This is a genomic window from Nonomuraea purpurea, from assembly GCF_042650645.1.
Lineage (GTDB): Bacteria > Actinomycetota > Actinomycetes > Streptosporangiales > Streptosporangiaceae > Nonomuraea > Nonomuraea purpurea.
Genome location: NZ_JBHSBI010000007.1, coordinates 200,850 through 217,890, shown reverse-complemented (window position 1 = coordinate 217,890; position 17,041 = coordinate 200,850). Strand labels below are relative to the sequence as shown.

General features: G+C 70.0%; 14 protein-coding genes. 5 read left to right on the top strand and 9 right to left on the bottom strand.

Translation table 11 applies throughout. The annotated features are described in order from the left end of the window. The first annotated feature begins 179 nt into the window (after positions 1 to 179). Positions 180 to 1,463, top strand: coding sequence for an ABC transporter ATP-binding protein (locus tag ACFOY2_RS16350; protein WP_379528870.1), 1,284 nt, complete (start codon positions 180 to 182; stop codon positions 1,461 to 1,463). 149 nt (positions 1,464 to 1,612) lie between these two features. On the opposite strand, the gene ACFOY2_RS16345 is transcribed toward ACFOY2_RS16350, so the two are convergent. From ACFOY2_RS16345 to ACFOY2_RS16335, 3 genes are all read right to left on the bottom strand, one after another. Next, positions 1,613 to 2,260 carry a Uma2 family endonuclease gene (locus ACFOY2_RS16345; RefSeq protein WP_379528869.1) on the bottom strand — a complete coding sequence of 216 codons (648 nt, stop codon included), beginning with the start codon at positions 2,258 to 2,260 and terminating at the stop codon, positions 1,613 to 1,615. 109 nt (positions 2,261 to 2,369) lie between these two features. Further along, positions 2,370 to 3,548 (bottom strand): hypothetical protein, encoded by a 1,179-nt coding sequence (locus ACFOY2_RS16340; RefSeq protein WP_379528868.1) that lies wholly within the window; start codon positions 3,546 to 3,548, stop codon positions 2,370 to 2,372. 426 nt (positions 3,549 to 3,974) lie between these two features. After that, complete coding sequence (locus ACFOY2_RS16335; RefSeq protein ID WP_379528867.1) at positions 3,975 to 5,309, bottom strand: acyltransferase family protein; 1,335 nt, start codon at positions 5,307 to 5,309, stop codon at positions 3,975 to 3,977. A gap of 102 nt (positions 5,310 to 5,411) precedes the next feature. On the opposite strand from ACFOY2_RS16335, the gene ACFOY2_RS16330 reads away from it, so the two are divergent. After that, positions 5,412 to 5,768, top strand: coding sequence for an ArsR/SmtB family transcription factor (locus tag ACFOY2_RS16330; RefSeq protein WP_379528866.1), 357 nt, complete (start codon positions 5,412 to 5,414; stop codon positions 5,766 to 5,768). Between the two features lie 16 nt (positions 5,769 to 5,784). Here the strand turns inward: ACFOY2_RS16330 and ACFOY2_RS16325 are convergent, their stop codons facing one another. From ACFOY2_RS16325 to ACFOY2_RS16315, 3 genes are all read right to left on the bottom strand, one after another. Then, positions 5,785 to 6,948 carry an acyl-CoA dehydrogenase family protein gene (locus ACFOY2_RS16325; RefSeq protein ID WP_379528865.1) on the bottom strand — a complete coding sequence of 388 codons (1,164 nt, stop codon included), beginning with the start codon at positions 6,946 to 6,948 and terminating at the stop codon, positions 5,785 to 5,787. A gap of 62 nt (positions 6,949 to 7,010) precedes the next feature. Beyond that, positions 7,011 to 7,613, bottom strand: coding sequence for an ACT domain-containing protein (locus ACFOY2_RS16320; protein ID WP_379528864.1), 603 nt, complete (start codon positions 7,611 to 7,613; stop codon positions 7,011 to 7,013). A 200-nt stretch (positions 7,614 to 7,813) separates the two neighbouring features. Continuing rightward, a complete protein-coding gene (locus ACFOY2_RS16315) occupies positions 7,814 to 10,924 on the bottom strand; it encodes a bifunctional cytochrome P450/NADPH--P450 reductase (protein ID WP_379528863.1) in 3,111 nt (1,036 codons plus the stop codon). A gap of 55 nt (positions 10,925 to 10,979) precedes the next feature. Between ACFOY2_RS16315 and ACFOY2_RS16310 the strand changes: the two genes are divergently transcribed. Then, positions 10,980 to 11,537, top strand: a complete 558-nt coding sequence (locus ACFOY2_RS16310; protein ID WP_379528862.1) for a TetR/AcrR family transcriptional regulator — start codon at positions 10,980 to 10,982, stop codon at positions 11,535 to 11,537. 60 nt (positions 11,538 to 11,597) lie between these two features. Here the strand turns inward: ACFOY2_RS16310 and ACFOY2_RS16305 are convergent, their stop codons facing one another. From ACFOY2_RS16305 to ACFOY2_RS16295, 3 genes are read right to left on the bottom strand one after another with little or no spacing between them, the layout of a single operon-like run. Next, positions 11,598 to 11,897 (bottom strand): hypothetical protein, encoded by a 300-nt coding sequence (locus ACFOY2_RS16305; protein WP_379528861.1) that lies wholly within the window; start codon positions 11,895 to 11,897, stop codon positions 11,598 to 11,600. A 9-nt stretch (positions 11,898 to 11,906) separates the two neighbouring features. Beyond that, positions 11,907 to 12,515, bottom strand: coding sequence for a TetR family transcriptional regulator (locus tag ACFOY2_RS16300; protein ID WP_379528860.1), 609 nt, complete (start codon positions 12,513 to 12,515; stop codon positions 11,907 to 11,909). Positions 12,516 to 12,566: 51 nt separating this feature from the next. Continuing rightward, complete coding sequence (locus ACFOY2_RS16295) at positions 12,567 to 13,817, bottom strand: hypothetical protein (protein ID WP_379528859.1); 1,251 nt, start codon at positions 13,815 to 13,817, stop codon at positions 12,567 to 12,569. A 286-nt stretch (positions 13,818 to 14,103) separates the two neighbouring features. On the opposite strand from ACFOY2_RS16295, the gene ACFOY2_RS16290 reads away from it, so the two are divergent. Beyond that, positions 14,104 to 15,597 (top strand): glycoside hydrolase family 13 protein, encoded by a 1,494-nt coding sequence (locus ACFOY2_RS16290; protein WP_379528858.1) that lies wholly within the window; start codon positions 14,104 to 14,106, stop codon positions 15,595 to 15,597. Positions 15,598 to 15,662: 65 nt separating this feature from the next. Continuing rightward, the gene (locus tag ACFOY2_RS16285) at positions 15,663 to 17,003 is read left to right on the top strand and encodes a sensor histidine kinase (RefSeq protein ID WP_379528857.1); all 1,341 of its coding nucleotides are present in this window, start codon (positions 15,663 to 15,665) and stop codon (positions 17,001 to 17,003) included. Positions 17,004 to 17,041: the final 38 nt, after the last annotated feature.

Here is a 17,041-nt window from a genome sequence, read left to right as displayed (position 1 = left end):
CAAGCATTTCCAGCAACCCCAGATCCGGAAATTTCGGCGCATGGATGCTCAAAACTCCCGCCCGAAACACCCAAACACGAGATTATTTATGTCAAGGGTGGACATGCACCGTTAAGGCGCGATGTACTACCTCTTCAATCAGCCTCGTCACAGGTGACACGCGCGCAAGGTGTGAGCCCATGAGCTCGGTCGTACTCGACAAAGTGACCAAGGTGTATCCGGGTGACTACCTCGCAGTCGACCGGTTGAGCCTGCGGGCCGAGGACGGCGAGTTCCTCGTCCTCCTCGGTCCCTCCGGTTGCGGCAAGTCCACGCTGCTTCGCATGGTCGCGGGCCTGGAGGAGATCACCGAAGGCGAACTCTGGCTGGACGGCCAGCTCGCCAACCACCTGGCCCCGCGCGACCGCGACGTCGCCATGGTCTTCCAGAACGGCGCGCTCTACCCCCACAGGACCGTGCGCGGGAACATCGCATTCCCCCTGGAGATCGCCAAGTCCGACCCGAACCTGGTGCGCGAGCGCGTCACCGAGCTGTCCAGGGCGCTGCACATCGACGAGACGCTCGACCGCCGCCCGGGGACGCTGTCGGGCGGCCAGCGGCAGCGGGTGGCCATGGGCCGGGCGATCGTGCGGCAGCCCAAGTTGTTCCTGATGGACGAGCCGCTGTCGAACCTCGACGCCGGAATGCGCACCGAGTTGCGCATGGAGATCTCGGCCCTGGTCAGATCGCTCGGCGTCACCACGATCTACGTCACGCACGACCAGGTCGAGGCGCTGACGCTGGCCGACAGGATCGCGATCCTGAATCGCGGGGTTCTGCAGGACTTCGGCACTCCGGCCCAGATTTACAACGATCCAGCCACCGCGTTCGTGGCGGCGTTCCTCAACTCCCAGCAGTTGAACCTGTTGGCGGCGGGCGTCAGGACGCCGCAGAACGAGTACGTGCTGCTCGACTTCGGCCCGCACCGGCTCACGCTGCCGTGGAGCGATCCCAGAGCGTACGCCATCTCACAGCACACAGGCGGGCAGGTCCTGGTGGGGGTGCGGCCGGACGGGCTCGCGCCGGTGCCGGAATCGTACGAGGGACCCTCGTTCTACGGACGGGTGCGGACGCTGGAGTACCACGGGCACGAGTGGCTGGCGTACCTGTCGTGCGGGATACCGGCCGTGCCCGTTCCTGAGCCGCCGGATCAGCGCGGGCGGGCAGGCGGCGACAAGACCGGCTCCGGCAGGTTATCGGGGCTGGTGCGGCGACTGTTCCCCGCCCGGCATCAGGAGCCGCAGGAGCAGGAGCAGGTGGGACAGCACCCGAGCAGCGGAGTGCATCGCCGCTCCGACCTGATCATCCGCCTCGGCAACCGCCCCGTGTGGCGAACAGGCGACGCCGCCAAAGTGGGCGTCGACCTCGCCCGCCTGATGATCTTCACCCCCGACGGCGCCCGCATCGACCCGCCCCGCCGGTGACGCCTCTCCTTTTCAAACCTTCCTTCTTGTACGGCAAGCCGTGGTTGCCCCACCCGCCGCACCTGGCCGAGGGCCCTCCAGGGAGACGCTTTCTGAGCCCTTCAGTGGCGCGCCACCGTTACGACGCTTCGTGAACCGCGTTCCGGGGACTACCTGCGACGCGGGCCAGTCAGGACTGCCGGGTCGAAGGACACGGGGAAGGGCTGTTCAAGCGTGACGACTGTGCCCACCTTCGCCTCCACGACGAGCTCATATCCCTGCTCCCCCAGGTGGAACACCTCGACATGGGGGGTGTCATCACCTTCCAGGTCGACCCGGATGAAGACGGGAATCCCGGCGGCGGCGTATCTGGGCGGTTTGACGGTGTAGTCGCGCTCCCGATTGCCCTTGCCGGGACTGACGACTTCGGCCACGCACACGACCTCGGATGCGGCGAGCGCAACCGGGCCGGCGAGTATCGCCGCAGCGTCCCCGACCACCACGTCGGGGATCAGCCCGTCATCACCCACGCGGAGGTTCCCCGTCTCAACCACCTCGAACTCCTCCGGCGCGGCATCGAGCAGAATCTGCCGCAGCCGCCCGGCGCAGAGCGCGTGATCATACGCGGGCATGGGACTCACCAGGAAACTCCCGTCGATCAACTCGATCCGCTCCCCGGTTTCGGGCAGCCTGAGCCAGTCCTCAACGGTGTAGCCATCCTTGCCAGGCAGCGCGAAAAGCCTGGCACGCCTGGGCGGCGGATGAGCAGTCAGCCAGCCATCTTCCGGCACGGCAGTCATATCCTCATCGCCTTCCATGGTCCGAGTCTTGCACGCACGGCAATACAAGGCCAAGCGTAGTCGAATGAACACGTTAAGTGACAGGGCTACGTTACCCTGTCTTTGCCTGTCGCTCGTACGGAATGGATCACGGGGCGGTGGTCCAGCGGGAGCCGTCCGGGGTGTCCTCGACCGCGACGCCGCCCCTGAGCATCGCTTCGCGCAGCGCGTCCGCGAGTTCGTAGCGGCCCTCCTGCCGGAGCGTGGCCCGGAGGGTGAGCAGCGGCTCCACCAGGGAGCGCAGGGCGGCGGTCGAGGCGAGTTCGCCGAGCCGGGCGATCAGCAGCCGCACGAGCTCCCTGCCCTGCTCCACTCCCCCGGTGTCCTCCTCGGTGTCGGCGGCCCATTTGACGATCTCGGCCTCCAGGTCGAGGACGGTCTGGGCGGCGGCCACCATGTCGGGTTTGGCGACGGCGGCCTTGAACTGCTCTTCGCATGCCCGGATCGACTCTTCCAGGGTGACGGCGGGCTCGGCGGCGGGCGCCGAGGGCGGCGCGGCGGCGGCGGGCCCGGCTTCGCCTCCTTCTGCCAGGCGGCGCAGCCCGGCGACGTCGGTGCGCGTGCCCGTCGGCAGGACCGTGGCCGAACCGGGCAGGCGGACGGTGAGGCCGCCCCGGCCCGCCACGCGTACCGACTCGTCGCCGAGGTCGATGATCAGGGCCGTGTGCTCGTCGAGGCCGAGCACGGCGGTGCCCGGCGGCAGTTCGCGCTCCATGCGTGAGAGCCGGCGTTCGCCGAGGTAGCAGTAGCGGGTGTCGTGGGTGCCGCCCTCGGCGTTGTCGAAATGGGGGATCAGCACGGCTCGCAGGCCCAGCGGCTCAAGCAGGTCGAGGCCGTCGCGCCAGTGCGGCTCCGCCCCCACTTTGTAGATCTCGTAGACGGGCACGGTGGCCAGACCGGCCGTGCAGGCCGCCGCCGAGGCCAGCACGGTCACCCCCTGGCGGGTGCGGACGCGGGCGCGCAGGTCGCCGTCGACGCCGGAGCCGGCCCACCGGTCGAGGGCGTAGGTGGGGCTGCCGGGGCCGGAGAAGACCCAGTCGGCGCCGGTGATGCCCGCCGCCGCCACCTCGACCTCCAGGCCGACGCTGCGCGCGAAGTACCGGCGGGCGCGGGCGGAGATGTCGGCGTGGTTCTCCTGGAAGGCGTAGGGGGTGTCGAGCAGCACGGCACGGGCTCCCGCGCGCAGTTTTCGCGCCGCCGCGCGGTGGATCTCGACCATGGTCGGGCTCGTCTCGCCCGACCCCATCAGCACCAGCAAACCGGGCATGGCTGTCGGCCTCTCTCTCGCATGCCCTCGACTACAGCCGGGCCCGCCGTCGGGTTCAAGAGTGGGAGCCCATATGCACCTGTAACGTAGTTGCATATGAGTGGCAGTAAGGTATCGGCGGGACTGGGGAGACACGTGGTTTCGGTTGAGACGCTCATGCTTCGGGTGGGCACCGACGATCGCTGGTCATACCGCCATGCCACCACCCGGCCCGAGGCCGGCGAAAGCCCCGACGAGGCGGCACGGCGGCTCAGCGGGGTGCCGGCCGCCGATCCCGGAACGGTCGTGCATTCGACGAGCTGGCGTTACGAGCCGCAGGGCCGGGTCGTGCTGACCTATGCCGTCTGCCCCGACCCTGCCCCGTGGCTGCCCGCGATCGAGGTTCCCGTGCTGGAGATCGCCCGCGGCCAGGCGCCCGCCACGCCTTCACCCGGCAGTGTCGACCTGGCCAACGTGGTCGCGCACGCCGTCAGGCACCTGGCCTTCCTCCTGGCCGAGGACCCGGTGGTGGCACGGGTTCTGTCGCGCCACCCCGAGATCGCCCTGGCTCTGGAGCCCGCCGGCGCGACGGTGTGACAGCCTGCGGCCCAAATCCTGCATCGGCTTCTCGACGTACCTGTAGGTCAGGGCGCTCAGGCCCACCACGGCCGCCAGCGCCGGCACGGCCATGAGCAGCTGGTAGGGCAGATCCCGCTGCCGCAGGTCACCGCTGATCTCCACGAAGTACTTCAGCAGCGGGTGGTGCACCAGGTAGAGCGAGTAGCTGATCAGCCCGAGCCAGGTCAGCACCCTGGGCACTCGCCGCCCGCGCAGCGCCATCCCGCCCGCGAACGTGGCCGCGGCCAGCGCGATGGTGGTCAGCCACACGTCGGCCTGCACCCACCACCAGCCGCTCGCGATCGCCCACAGCGGCGAGACCCCGACCAGCGCCGCCGTGACCGCCACCGGCCACAGCGGGCCCTGGCCGCGTTCCCACCGGTGGATCGCCGTCCCCGCGAACATCACGGCCAGCACGGCCACGCCCAGCCACGGCACCCGGCCGCTCACCACCAGCAGCACCATCGCCATGAGGCCGAGCGCGCACCCGGCCGTCGTACGCAGCCGTCCCGACACCACGCACGCCAGCCCGGCCACGAACACCACGGTCGAGACGTACACCGGCCAGCCGCCCACCAGCATGGCCCCCGGCACGGCCAGCCCCACGAGCACGGCGCCCGCCGCGAAACCCATCGACAGCGCCGCGCTGCGACCGTGCCATCCGACCAGGAACAGCGCGGTGACCAGCAGGTAGAAGACCATCTCGTACGACAGCGTCCACATCGTGTCGGCCACGCCGCCGACGCTGACGACGTCGAGCAGCATGGTCGCGTGCGCCGCCACCGCGCTCCCGTCGCGCGGCACGGCTTCGCGCACGGGCACCCACCACGCCAGGGCGAGCATCGCGACGATGACGCTCAGGTAGAGCGGGTACAGGCGGAAGAAGCGGCCGACCCAGAAGGCGCGCACGTCGCCGTGGCGTTCCAGGGAGGCGGGGATGATGTAGCCGCTGACCAGGAAGAACACCAAGATGCCGTAGACGCCGAGGCTGAACCAGTAGGGACGCAGGTCCGGCAGGAACCACGGCAGCAGGTGCTCGGCCACCACGGCCATGGCCCCGATGCCCCGCAGGGCGTCCAGCCAGCCGAGCCTGGCAGGGTGGGCTGGAGCGGACATGGCGGGCAGGGCGTCGGGGGCGGCGGACACTCGCACGAACCTACCCATGTGAGACCGGCTGATGCCTGGAACGCCACGACTGGCAGACAACATTCAGGTGGCGCGAGGCCGGCTTGCGCAATCCCTCCCGCCTGACCAGGCTATGTAGCCATGTACGCACGCGACAACGCCTCAGGTGCCATCCCGTCGCAGGAGCAACCCACTCCCGCGCAGGTCGACGCGGCCGTGCACGCATTCCGTCTGCTGAGCGACGGCACCCGGCTCAGGCTGATGTGGCTGTTGTCATCGGCTGAGCAGGATGTGAACTCGCTGGCCCAGGCCATCGGGGCCGCGCGCCCGTCGGTGTCGCAGCACCTGGCCAAGCTCAGGCTGGCCGGGCTGGTGGACACGCGAAGGGACGGCCGCCGCGTGCTCTACCGGGCGCGCGACTCCCATGTCCGCACGCTCATCGCCGAGGCGCTGTTCCACGCCGGCCACGAGGTCTCGGGCCGGCCCCGCCACGACTGAGGCGCCCGGTTCCGGGTCACCAGCCGACCCTGCCCTTGCCCGAGACGAGCGCCCTGGCGATGACCAGGCGCTGGACGTCGTTGGTGCCCTCGCCGATCGCCATCAGCGGCGCGTCGCGGTAGAGCCGTTCGACCACGAACTCCTGGGAGTAGCCGTAGCCGCCGTGGATGCGCATCGCCTCCAGGGACGCCTTCAGCGCCACCTCGGAGGCGAAGTACTTGGCCATGCCGGCCTCCATGTCCACCCGCTTGCCGCCGTCGGCCTGGGAGGCGGCCCAATACGTCAGCAGCCGGGCGGCCTGGATCTCGGTGGCCAGGTCGGCGAGCTTGAGCTGGATGGCCTGGAAGTCGGCGATCGGCTGCCCGAAGGCCGTGCGTTGCCTGGCGTAGGAGAGGGCTGCGTCGAAGGCGGCCTGCGCGACGCCGACGGCGCGGGCGGCGATGTTGAGGCGGCCCAGTTCCAGGCCGCCGAGCACCTGCTGCATGCCGCGCCCTTCGAGGCCGCCCAGCAGGCAGGACACCGGCACGCGCACCCCGTCGAGGACGACCTCGCAGGTCTCGGTGCCCTTGTAGCCGAGTTTGGGCAGGTCGCGACTGACGCTGAAGCCCTCCGAGGCGGGGTCGACGAGCAGCACCGACATGCCCTTGTGCGCGGGCTCGGTGATCGAGGTCTTGACCAGCACGGGCAGCGGGTCGGCGTGGCGGGCGTTGGTGATCCACGTCTTGGTGCCGCTCACCACGTAGTGGTCGCCGTCGCGCACGGCGCGGGTCTGGATGCCCTGCAGGTCCGTGCCGGCGGCCGGTTCCGTGAGGGCGATCGCGGTCCTGCGCGCGCCGGTGGCCAGGTCTTTCAGGTAGAGGTTCTTCTGCTCCTGCGTGCCGTGGCGGGCGATCATCCAGCAGGCCAGCGAGTGGGACCCGATCGTGCCCGCCACGCCCATCCAGCCGCGCGCGATCTCCTCGAAGACCAGCGCGAATGAGACCATGTCGGCCCCCATGCCGCCGTACTCCTCGGGGACGGACAGCCCGAACAGCCCCATCCGCTTCATCTTGTCGATGATCTCGGTCGGATACCTGCCGGAGTGCTCCCACTCCGTGGCGACCGGCACGATCTCCTTGTCCACGAACGCGCGCAGGGTCTCGCGGAAGGTCTTCTGCTCGTCGGTCAGCTCGAAATCCACCGGGGCGGCTCCTGATTCTCGCTGCTCAGGAAGCCCACGTTAGTAGAAGGACATTCGGTCCGCTAGGCGCGGGCGGCGAGCTTGGCGACCACGTCCACGATGCGGGCGGCGCGTTCGACCTCGGCGCGGTGGAACACGGGCCCCTCCGCGCGGGCCACGATCACGTGCAGCCCCTGGGCCAGTACTGGCAGCAGCATCAGCCGCAGCTCGTCGGCGTCCACGACGACGGCCCTGGGCGGCGGCTCGGCCAGGTGGAACTCGGCGGGCGCGGCCAGCGAGGCGTGCCGTACGGCCCCGTCGGCCAGGGCCAGCGACCACTCCGCGCCGCAGAGCGAGGGCAGGGCGTCCACCAGCGTGGCGAACCCGCGCGCGGGTTCCGAGGCGACGTGCATGAGCAGGTCGTAGTCGGGCGCCGAGCCCGGCACCTCCTTGGTCGCCCAGACGCCCTCGATCCGTACTCCGGGCATGGCGGACAGCCGCTCGCGTGCCTCGGCCGCGCTTATCTGGCCGGGCCAGGAGACGGTGAAGTCGTCCACGGCCCTTCCCGCCTCGCGTTCGAGCACCGTGACCTGCAGGATGTCCGCGCCCAGCGCCCCCAGCGCCTTCGCGACCTGGCCCAGCCCGCCCGGCCGGTCCGGCAGCGACACCCTCAGTCGCAGCAGCATTGCCGCCTCCTTTCCAGAGGCTCTCACAGTGCCGTGGAAACGTTTCGAGCATGTTCCACGGATATGTCGCGCATGCTGCGCTTATATCCCAGAATGCAGGGTTAAGTCTGGAATGTCGACAACGGTTTTCCCAGGTCCGCCCTAATGCGCAGCGTTCCCGGACGGCCGGGCCCCGATGATCGGGGCCCGGCGGTCCCCGATCACGCGAAGACGTCCTGCTGGTAGCGTCCGCCGGCCTCCAGCCCGGCGAGCCAGGCGGCGCCGTCCTCACCGGTGCGATCAAGGTGGATGTCCAGCAGAGCCTGCCGCACCGCGGGCGCCATCCGCAGACCGTCGCCGCAGACGTACACGTGGGCACCCTGAGTGAGCAGCTCCCACACCTCGTCGGCGTGCGCGGCGACGGCGTCCTGAACGAACCGGTACGGGTGCCCCGGTACGGCGGAGTACGCGGCGTGCACCCGCACCCCGTCCCGCTCGTCCCAGGCCGCCACCTCGTCCCTGTACAGGTAGTCGTGCTCGGGGTGGCGGCAGCCGGTGAACACCTCGGCGCGCCCGCCCGCCCCCGCCAGCGCGCGCTCCTCCAGGAAGCCGCGCAGCGGCGCGAACCCGGTGCCCGGCCCGACGAGGATCACGGGCGTGGCCGGGTCGTCCGGCAGCCGGAACGGCGGCGCGGGGACGCGGACGTAGCCGTAGAAGACCTCGCCCTCCGCCAGCCCCGCCAGGTACGCCGAGCACATGCCCTGATAGGTGCCGCTGCCCGACCAGGCGGGGCCCTCGACGAGGCCGACGGTGAGCCGCACCAGCGACGGATCGGCCAGCGGCGAGGAGGAGACCGAATAGTAGCGCGGCTTGATCGGCCCGGCCAGCTCCAGGAACACCGGCAGCGGCAGCTCGATCGCGGGGAAACGCTCCAGCAGCGCCAGCGTGGAGACGCGCTTGGCGAGGATCTCCTCGGCGTAGCCGGCGGTCAGCTCGGCGAGCTGGCCCGTGGTCCACGGGCAGGCGGTGTGGGCGGCCAGCGCCTCCAGGTCGGACCTGGTGGCGACCTCCTGCAGCTCGGCGAACTCGGTCAGCAGCAGGCCCGCCGTGACCGGCGTGTCCACGGGCAGGTGGGTGGCCCCGGCGGCGCGCAGCCGCACGACCTGCTCCCTGGGGAGGCGCAGGCAGCGCAGCGCCCACTCCACCAGCTCGGGATCGTTCTTGGCGAAGACGGCCACGTGGTCGCCCGCCGAGTACGTGACGCCCTCCGGCAGCCTGGCCGTGATCGAGCGCACGCCGGGGCGCGGCGCCTCGACCGAGAAGTCCCACAGGCCCTCGGGGTCGCCGGTCAGCTCCTCGTTGGAGACGACGGTCAGCGGGAAGGCGCGCTCGGAGACGACCGACGGCCTGATCTCGGCCTCGGTGAGCACCTCCATCTCGTAGCGGGGCCCGGCGCTGTCGGCGCAGGCGCTGTACTGCTCGGCCAGCGCGGCCCACAGCGTGGCGGTCCAGGCGGAGACGTCGCCGTCGAAGTCGCCGTCGGTGTCGGCCTCGCCACGCTCGATCAGCGGCACGGCGCCGGCGGCCGTGAGCTTGTCGTGGGCTCGCCTGGGGAAGTCCTGGTAGGTCGGCCACTGCGTGTTCCCGCAGCCGAGCACGGCCAGCCGCACTCCCGACAGGTCGGGCAGCCGCTCCAGGGCGTCGAAGCGCTGGGCGTTGTCGGGGGCCTTGCCGTTGTAGGAGGAGGCGACCACGACGAGCAGGCCCTCGTCCGGGGGCGTCAGCTCGTCCAGAGTGGTGAGCGTGGTGGCGAACCCGGCCCGCCCGGCCCGCTCGGCCAGGCGCTCGGCGATGTCGGCGCTGGTGCCGAGGTTGGAGCCGTAGGCGACGGTGAGCGGCACGCCGGTGACGGCGATCTCCTGCTGCTCGTTCTCCTGCTCGGCCTGCGCCACGACGACGCTGCGCTCGTGGGCGCGGCGCTCGCGCACCCGGAGCGTGAACCCGTCCGGCTTGAGCGTCAGCATCTGCTTGATCTTCATGCGGTAGACGTTCGGGTCGGAGATCGCGAAGCGGCGCAGCACCATCGCCAGTGCCAGCTTGGCCTCGGTCAGCGCGAACTGGCGGCCGATGCAGGCCCGCTCGCCGTTGCCGAACGGCTTGTAGGCGCCGGGATGGTGGTTCTTCTTGTTCTCCGGCAACCAGCGGTCGATGTCGAACTCGTCGGGCCGCTCCCACGCCTTGGGGTTGCGGTGCAGCGTCGGCAGCAGGACCGCGACCGACTGGTGTTCGGCCAGTTCGTAGCCGCCGAGCGTGGTGGCCTCGTTCGCGCTCACGGCGAAGATCGGGATCGGCGACCAGAACCGCAGCGTCTCCTCCAGGATGCGGGGGATGACGTCGAGCTTCATGATCTGCTCGTAGGTGGGCGGCTCGTCGCCCGGCAGCAGCCGGTCCACCTCCTCGTAGGCGCGGGCCAGGACGTGCGGCTCGCGTAACAGGTTGTACAGCGCGAACGACAGCAGCCCGCTGGTGGTCTCGTGGCCGGCGATCAGGAAGGTGAGCACCTGGTTGCGGATGTTCTCGTCGGACAGCCGGGCGCCGCTCCGCGGATCGGAGGCCTCCAGCATCAGGCCGAGCAGGTCCTTGGCGCCGGTGGCGGCCCCGTTCCTGCGCTGCCTGATCACGTCGTCGACCAGCCCCTGCATGGTCGCGATGTCACGCTGGTAGGCCTCCTCCTGCTTGCGCCGCAGCTTGGTGACGAACGGAAGCTGCCCGTTGCGCAGCATGGCCTCGGTCAGCGCGCCGCCCATCGCCTGCAGGAACGGGTGCAGCTCCGGCGAGTCGAAGGAGTTGAAGGGGAAGCCGAACCCGGTCAGTGAGATCGTGTCCAGCGTCAGCCTGGTCATGTCGTCGGCGACGGGCAGGTCCTCCCCCTGGCGACCCGCCCACGACTCGATGAGCTGCTCGGCGACCTCGAGCATCTGGGGGTAGTACGCCTTCATCGAGCGCTGGCTGAAGGCGGGCATCAGGATGCGGTGGGCGTGCCCCCACACCGGCTCGTCGAGCTCGGCCGTGAACAGCCCGTCGCCGCCGAACTCACGCACGATCGACAGCGGCGGGTTGATGCGCTTGATGAAGCGGCTCTCGTCGCACACCTCGGCGACCAGATCGGGGTCGTAGACCATCACGATCGTGCGGCCGGCGATCTCAAGGCGGAAGATGCCCCCCTCGAACCGGGAGGCGACCTGGACGAAGTGCTCCACCGGCGAGTGAGAGGGAATCTGCAGCATGTTGCCCAGGATGGGCAGGCCCTGCGGGGCGGGGATCCGCGCCATAAGTGCTCCCTGTTACGTAACCATACACCGTATGGCGGACGCTACCATACGGCGTATGGGAGTGAGCGCGCGCAGGGGTGCGCCTTTGACGATCGACGAGATCTCCGCCACCGCGACCCGGCTCATGGACGAGGGCGGCCCCGACGCGATGTCCATGCGCAAGCTCGCCGCGGAGCTGAACGTGAACCCGATGTCGCTCTACCACCACGTGGAGAGCAAGGAGGCGCTGCTGGCGATGATCTGCGCCACGGCGGCGCTGCGCATGCCCCTGCCGCAGGACGACGGCTCCCCCTGGCAGGACCAGCTCAGGGCGATGGCGCTGGCCTACAGGAGGCACGCGCAGCAGCACCGGGCCATGTGGGCGTACGCGCACAGCCGTCCCGAGCTCATCCGGGACCGGAGCTTCCCCCTCTGGACGACGCTCTACCGCATCCTGCGGCTGGCCGGGGTGCCGGAGCCGGAGTTGCGGCGCACGGGGGACGTGCTGCACGCGTTCGTCACCGGCTTCATCGTCGCCGAGACCGAGTGCCACCTGACGAACGACCCCGAGGAGATGGACCGCACCTTCGACACCGCCATCGACCTGATCATCGCAGGGCTGACGAACCGTTAGACCGGCGGATGAGGTGGACGGCCAGGAGGGTGAGCCAGGCCCCGCCGGCCCTGAAGCGGCTCAGCCGGCGGCTTCCCAGACGGCCTCGAACGCAGCCTCGGTGATCTCGGTCAGCTCCCAGATCTCCAGCGGCTGGTCGGTGAGGAACCCGTACTCGTCCTGCAGGCGCCGCCACCAGTAGCGGCGGGCGAGGCGATCGGCGCCGACCTCGACCTGTCTGACCGCCCAGTGTTCCCCGTCGCCTTCGACGCTCTCGAACAACCACGCCCGCCCGTCCTCGTCGCCCATGTGCCAGTAGTGGCGGGGGGCGTCGGACTCGGCGAGCTGTCTCACAAGCGGCTGGCGAACGTCAGGGACCACGTCGTCACTCTAAAGCGCTCGCAACCCTCGCATGACGATCTCGGCGCTGCGCGCCACCGCCTCCGTGGCCTCCTCCTTCGACAATCCCTGCTCGCGGACGGCCATCCCGGCCCCCTGGACGGCGCCGACCAAGGCTCCGGTGGCCGCCGCCGCGCTGACGGGGTCGAGCCGGCCGGGGAAGGCCTCCAGCAGGGTGTGGGCGATCGTGCGCTGCATGTCGAACATCCGGTGCAGCGCCTTGGCCCGCACGGCGGGCACGGTGGCGACCAGACGCGCGCAGACCTCGGCCAGCTCGTCGTCGGCCATCGGGCTGGCGGTGAGGTAGTGGACGATGACCTGTTCGCAGGTCCGCAGCAGCACGTCAGCCACGGTGTCGGACGGCCGGCGGGCGGCGACCACGTCGGCCACCACGTCCATGTAGCCGTCGATCTCGGCGAAGAGCACGTCCTCCTTGCTCGGGAAGTAGTTGAAGAACGTCTTGGTCGCCACGTCGGCCACTGAGGCGATCTGGGCGACGGTCGTCTCCTCGTATCCCTGTTCGGCGAACAACCTGAGCGCCGTCGCGACGAGCAACTCCTTGGTCTGCCGTTTCTTGCGCTCCCGCCGCGTCTCCTCCATGGGCAGCAAGCTTATAGTCGCGGCATATTTACCCGCGCTGATGTTTTGAGCTCACCGCTGGTAGGCTCCCGCGTCCGGTGCGCCCCCGACGGATTCGCCCGCCGCGTCCTGGGTGATCATTCTTCCGCCGAACCACTCGGGCCCGAGCCTGAGCCCGCGGCCGATGGCCCGGGACCCGGGCCGGAGGCGCAGGTCCGTACGGGAGACGAACTTGGGGTCGGCCACGACGGAGTTGGGCCCGAGTTTGAAATGGTTCGTCCGCCCCAGATAGACGCTGCCGTCCTCGTCGGCCCCCTGGCCGTCCTCCCAGCCGGCCTCCCCTCCGACGGCGATCACGTTGTTGCGCAGCTTCAGGATCGACGGCGAGCAACCGTCGTGGCAGGACCAGCCGATGGTCTTCCTGGCCGGCAGCGAGACCGTGTTGTGCACGGCGATCGTGCCCCTGACGGGGCCGACGGGGTGGCGGGGGCCGCGAGTGACGAGGAAGGAGCCGCGGCCGAGAGCGGAGGAGACGACGTTGAAGGCCAGGACGTTGCCAGTGGCGGTGCGGCCCTTCCTGGCCCCGAGCTCGGTGAACGTCTCGTTGTCGCGGGCGGTGTTGTGGATGATCAGGTTGCGGTCGCCGTTGAAGATCTCGACGGCGGCCCCGTCGGCGCCGTAGTCGGCGCTCTTGGCATAGCTGCCGGTGATGACGTTGCCGGCCACCAGGTTGTCGTCGCCGTTGAGGAGCACGCCGAAGGCGCCAGAGTCGTTGTCGCCGCCGGCGTCGTTGACGCTCATGCGGTCGTTGTCGTTCAGGACGCTGTCGCGGATGGTGTTGTGCGAGCCGGAGGCCGTGATGTGCACGCCGGCGACGTTGTGGTCGGCCGCGACGGCGGACAGCTCGTTGTGGTCGCCGAAGACCAGGAAGCCGGCCCAGCGGCAGCGGGAGGCCCACAGGCCGCTGACGCGCAGGTGGCTGCCCCTGATCACGACGCAGTCGGCGCGCATGCCGCTGATCTTGGCGAGGGTGCCGGTGCCGTACGGCCTGACGACGATGGGCCTGGCGGCGGTGCCACTGGCGGTGAGGGTGAGGCTGCCCTTGAATCTGCTTCCGCGCCTGATGTTGACGGTGTCGCCGGGTTTGAGGTCGGCGGCGTTGACCCTGGCGAGCGACTTCCAGGCGGTGGCGGCGCTGGTGCCCGCCGCCCCGTCGTCGCCCGTCTTGGAGTCGACGTAGTAGGCCGTGCCCGCGGCGGCCAGGGCGTCGTAGGGCAGGGCAGGCAGAAGGGCGGCCACGACGGCCGCGGAGAGCACCCTCATAGGAGCACACCACTGTCTGGTCGGAGGTTTGGACTGGGGGGATTCCCACCGTAGCGTGTTCGCAGCGTGATGTACCGGATACGGAGTGCGACACTCGCCAGGTCACGTCATCGTGAAGACCGATGAGATCAACAGACCACTGCAAGAACTTACGAAAGGGGATTCAATTCGCCCGTCGTGACATCTGCAACTTTCCGAAAGTTTCGCTTGACCTGGTTCGGGCGATCACGACATCCTTCACAAGAACCTCATCCCACAGCTCGAATCACCTCGGGGAAGGACGGCCATGCTCGGCAACGACGACTGGTGGCGGGACGCGGTCGTGTACCAGGTGTATCCCAGGAGCTTCGCCGACGCCGACGGCGACGGGACGGGCGACCTGAAGGGCGTGCGCGCCCGCCTGGACTACCTCGCGGAGCTGGGCGTGGACGCCATCTGGCTGAGCCCTTTCTACACCTCCCCGATGGCCGACGGCGGCTACGACGTGGCCGACTACCGCGACGTCGACCCCATGTTCGGCACACTCGCCGACTTCGACGCGCTCGTCGCCGACGCCCACGGCCGGGGCATCAGGGTCATCGTGGACCTGGTGCCGAACCACTCCTCCGACCAGCACCCGTGGTTCCGGGCCGGGCTGCGCGACCGCTACGTGTTCCGCGACGAGCCCAACGACTGGGAGTCGATCTTCGGCGGTCCCGCCTGGACGCAGGTCGAGGACGGGCAGTGGTACCTGCACCTGTTCGCGCCCGAGCAGCCCGACCTCAACTGGGAGAACCCCGACGTACGCGCCGAGTTCCGCGACATCCTGCGCTTCTGGCTCGACAGGGGCGTGGACGGTTTCAGGATCGACGTGGCGCACGGCATGATCAAGGCCGACGGCCTGCCCGACGCAGGCCAGAAGGACGGCCCGCAGGCCGAGATGCTCGGCGACGAGCAGGTGCCCTACTTCGACCAGGACGGCGTGCACGACATCTACCGCGAGTGGCGGCCGATTCTCGACTCCTACCCCGGCGGCCGGATGGCGGTGGCCGAGGCGTGGGTGTCGTCACCGGAGCGGCTGGCCCGTTACGTCGGGCCCGACGAGTTGCACCAGGCGTTCAATTTCGAGTTCATGATGGCGGACTTCCACGCCAAATCCTTCCGCACGGTGATCGAGAAGTCGCTGCGGGAGGCCGAGCTGGTGGGCGCGCCGACCACGTGGGTGCTGTCCAACCACGACAAGCCCCGCCACGTCACCCGGCACGGCGGCCTGGCCCGCGCCAGGGCGGCCACGCTGCTCATGCTGGCCCTGCCCGGCTCTGCCTACCTCTACAACGGCGAGGAGCTGGGCCTGCCCGAGGTGCTCGACCTGCCGGACGAGCTGCGCCAGGACCCGGCGTTCCTGCGCCGGGGCGAGAGCCGCGACGGCTGCCGGGTGCCGATCCCGTGGACGAGCTCCGACGGCCTGGGCTGGCGCGACCCGTGGCTGCCGATCCCCGCGGAGTGGGCGGCGCTGTCGGCCGAGGCGCAGCGGGACGACCCCGGCTCCACCCTGAACCTCTATCGGGCCGCGCTCGGCATCCGCAAACGGCACCCGGCGCTCGGCGGCGGCACGCTCACCTGGCTCGACTCCCCCAAGGACGTGCTGGCCATCGAGCGTGACCCCGGTCTGGTGGTGGTGCTCAACACGGGCGAGCAGCCGGCGCGGCTGGATCTGCCCGGCGAGGTGCTGATCGCCAGCGGTCCTCTGGCTGCCGACGGGGCGATTCCTCCGGACACCACGGTCTGGATCCAGCGCTGACGGGTTGGGGGAATCTTTCCTTTAACGCGGCTTATGCCGGGAATTACGCTCGGTAACTTCAGAGGGTGGCACCCTGGTGGGCCAGGTCCCTTCGGGGACGCGTCACCCTCATCGCGACGGCCATCGCTGCCCTCGTGCTCATCCCCGTGGGCTTGACCGGGCTGTTGTTGTCGCGGTCGCTGATGGAGGCCACCGTCTTCAAGGACACCACGGACACGGCCGAACGCATCGCCTACGAGATGCGCGGAGGCGCCCTGCCCATGGGCGCCTCCATCCCGGTGCCGAACCCGTCGGTCGACCTGATCCAGGTCGTCGGTCCCAACGGCCAGGTGCTGGCCACCAGCGACGCGGCCAGGAACCTGCCGCCGCTCAGCGACGTGCGCCCGACGCCCGGCAACCGTGTCATCAGCACCACCAACTGCCTGCCCACGGAGTGCGTGCACCTGTCGGCGGTCAGGGTGAGCGTGTTCGCCGACTCCCCCATCGTCTACGCCGGCCGCAGCACACCCGAGCTGCTGGCCTCGCGCACGCTGGACGCCATCGTGTTCGGGCAAATCGGGGTGCTGATCGCGCTGACGGGCTGGGCCACGTGGCTGGTGACGGGGCGGGCGCTGCGGCCGGTGGCGTGCATGCGGGCCGAACTGGACGCCGTGCACGCCAGCGACCTGAGCCGCCGGGTCACCCAGCCGCCGGGCGAGGACGAGGTGGCCACGCTCGCCAGATCCGTCAACGGCACGCTGGCCAGGCTGGAGCGTTCCGCGCTGCAACAGCGCCAGTTCGCCTCCGACGCCTCCCACGAGCTGCGCACCCCGATCGCGGGGCTGCGCGCCCAGCTTGAGAGCGCCCAGCTCTATCCGGAGGACACCGACCTGGAGTCGCTGGTGGACAGCGCCCTGCGCGACACCGACCGGCTGGAGGCCATCATCACGGACCTGCTGCTGCTGGCCAGGATCGGCTCCCGGGTGGACACGGCAAAGGAGGTGATCGACCTGTCCGACCTGGTCCTGCAGGAGCTGGCCGTGCGCAGCGACAAGGTTCCCGTGGAGGTGGACCTGGCCGAGGGGGTGCTGGTCGAGGGCGTACGACTCCAGCTCACCAGGGTCCTGACCAATCTCCTGGACAACGCCCAGCGGCACGCCGAGCACCAGGTCCACGTCTCGGTCTCCGAGGAGGACGGCTTGGCGGTGCTGGCGGTCGAGAACGACGGCGTCGAGATCGCCCCGCAGGACCGCGAGCGCATCTTCGAGCGCTTCACCCGCCTGGACGCCGCGCGCAGCCGCGACGCGGGCGGCACCGGCCTCGGCCTGGCCATCGCGCGGGACGTGGCGATGGCCCACCGCGGCCAGATCCGCGTGGAGGACTACCAGGGCGGCGCCAGATTCGTCCTACGTATCCCGGCCGTTTAATCGCTCTTTTTCTAGATTTCGGCCAGTCCGTTAGTGGA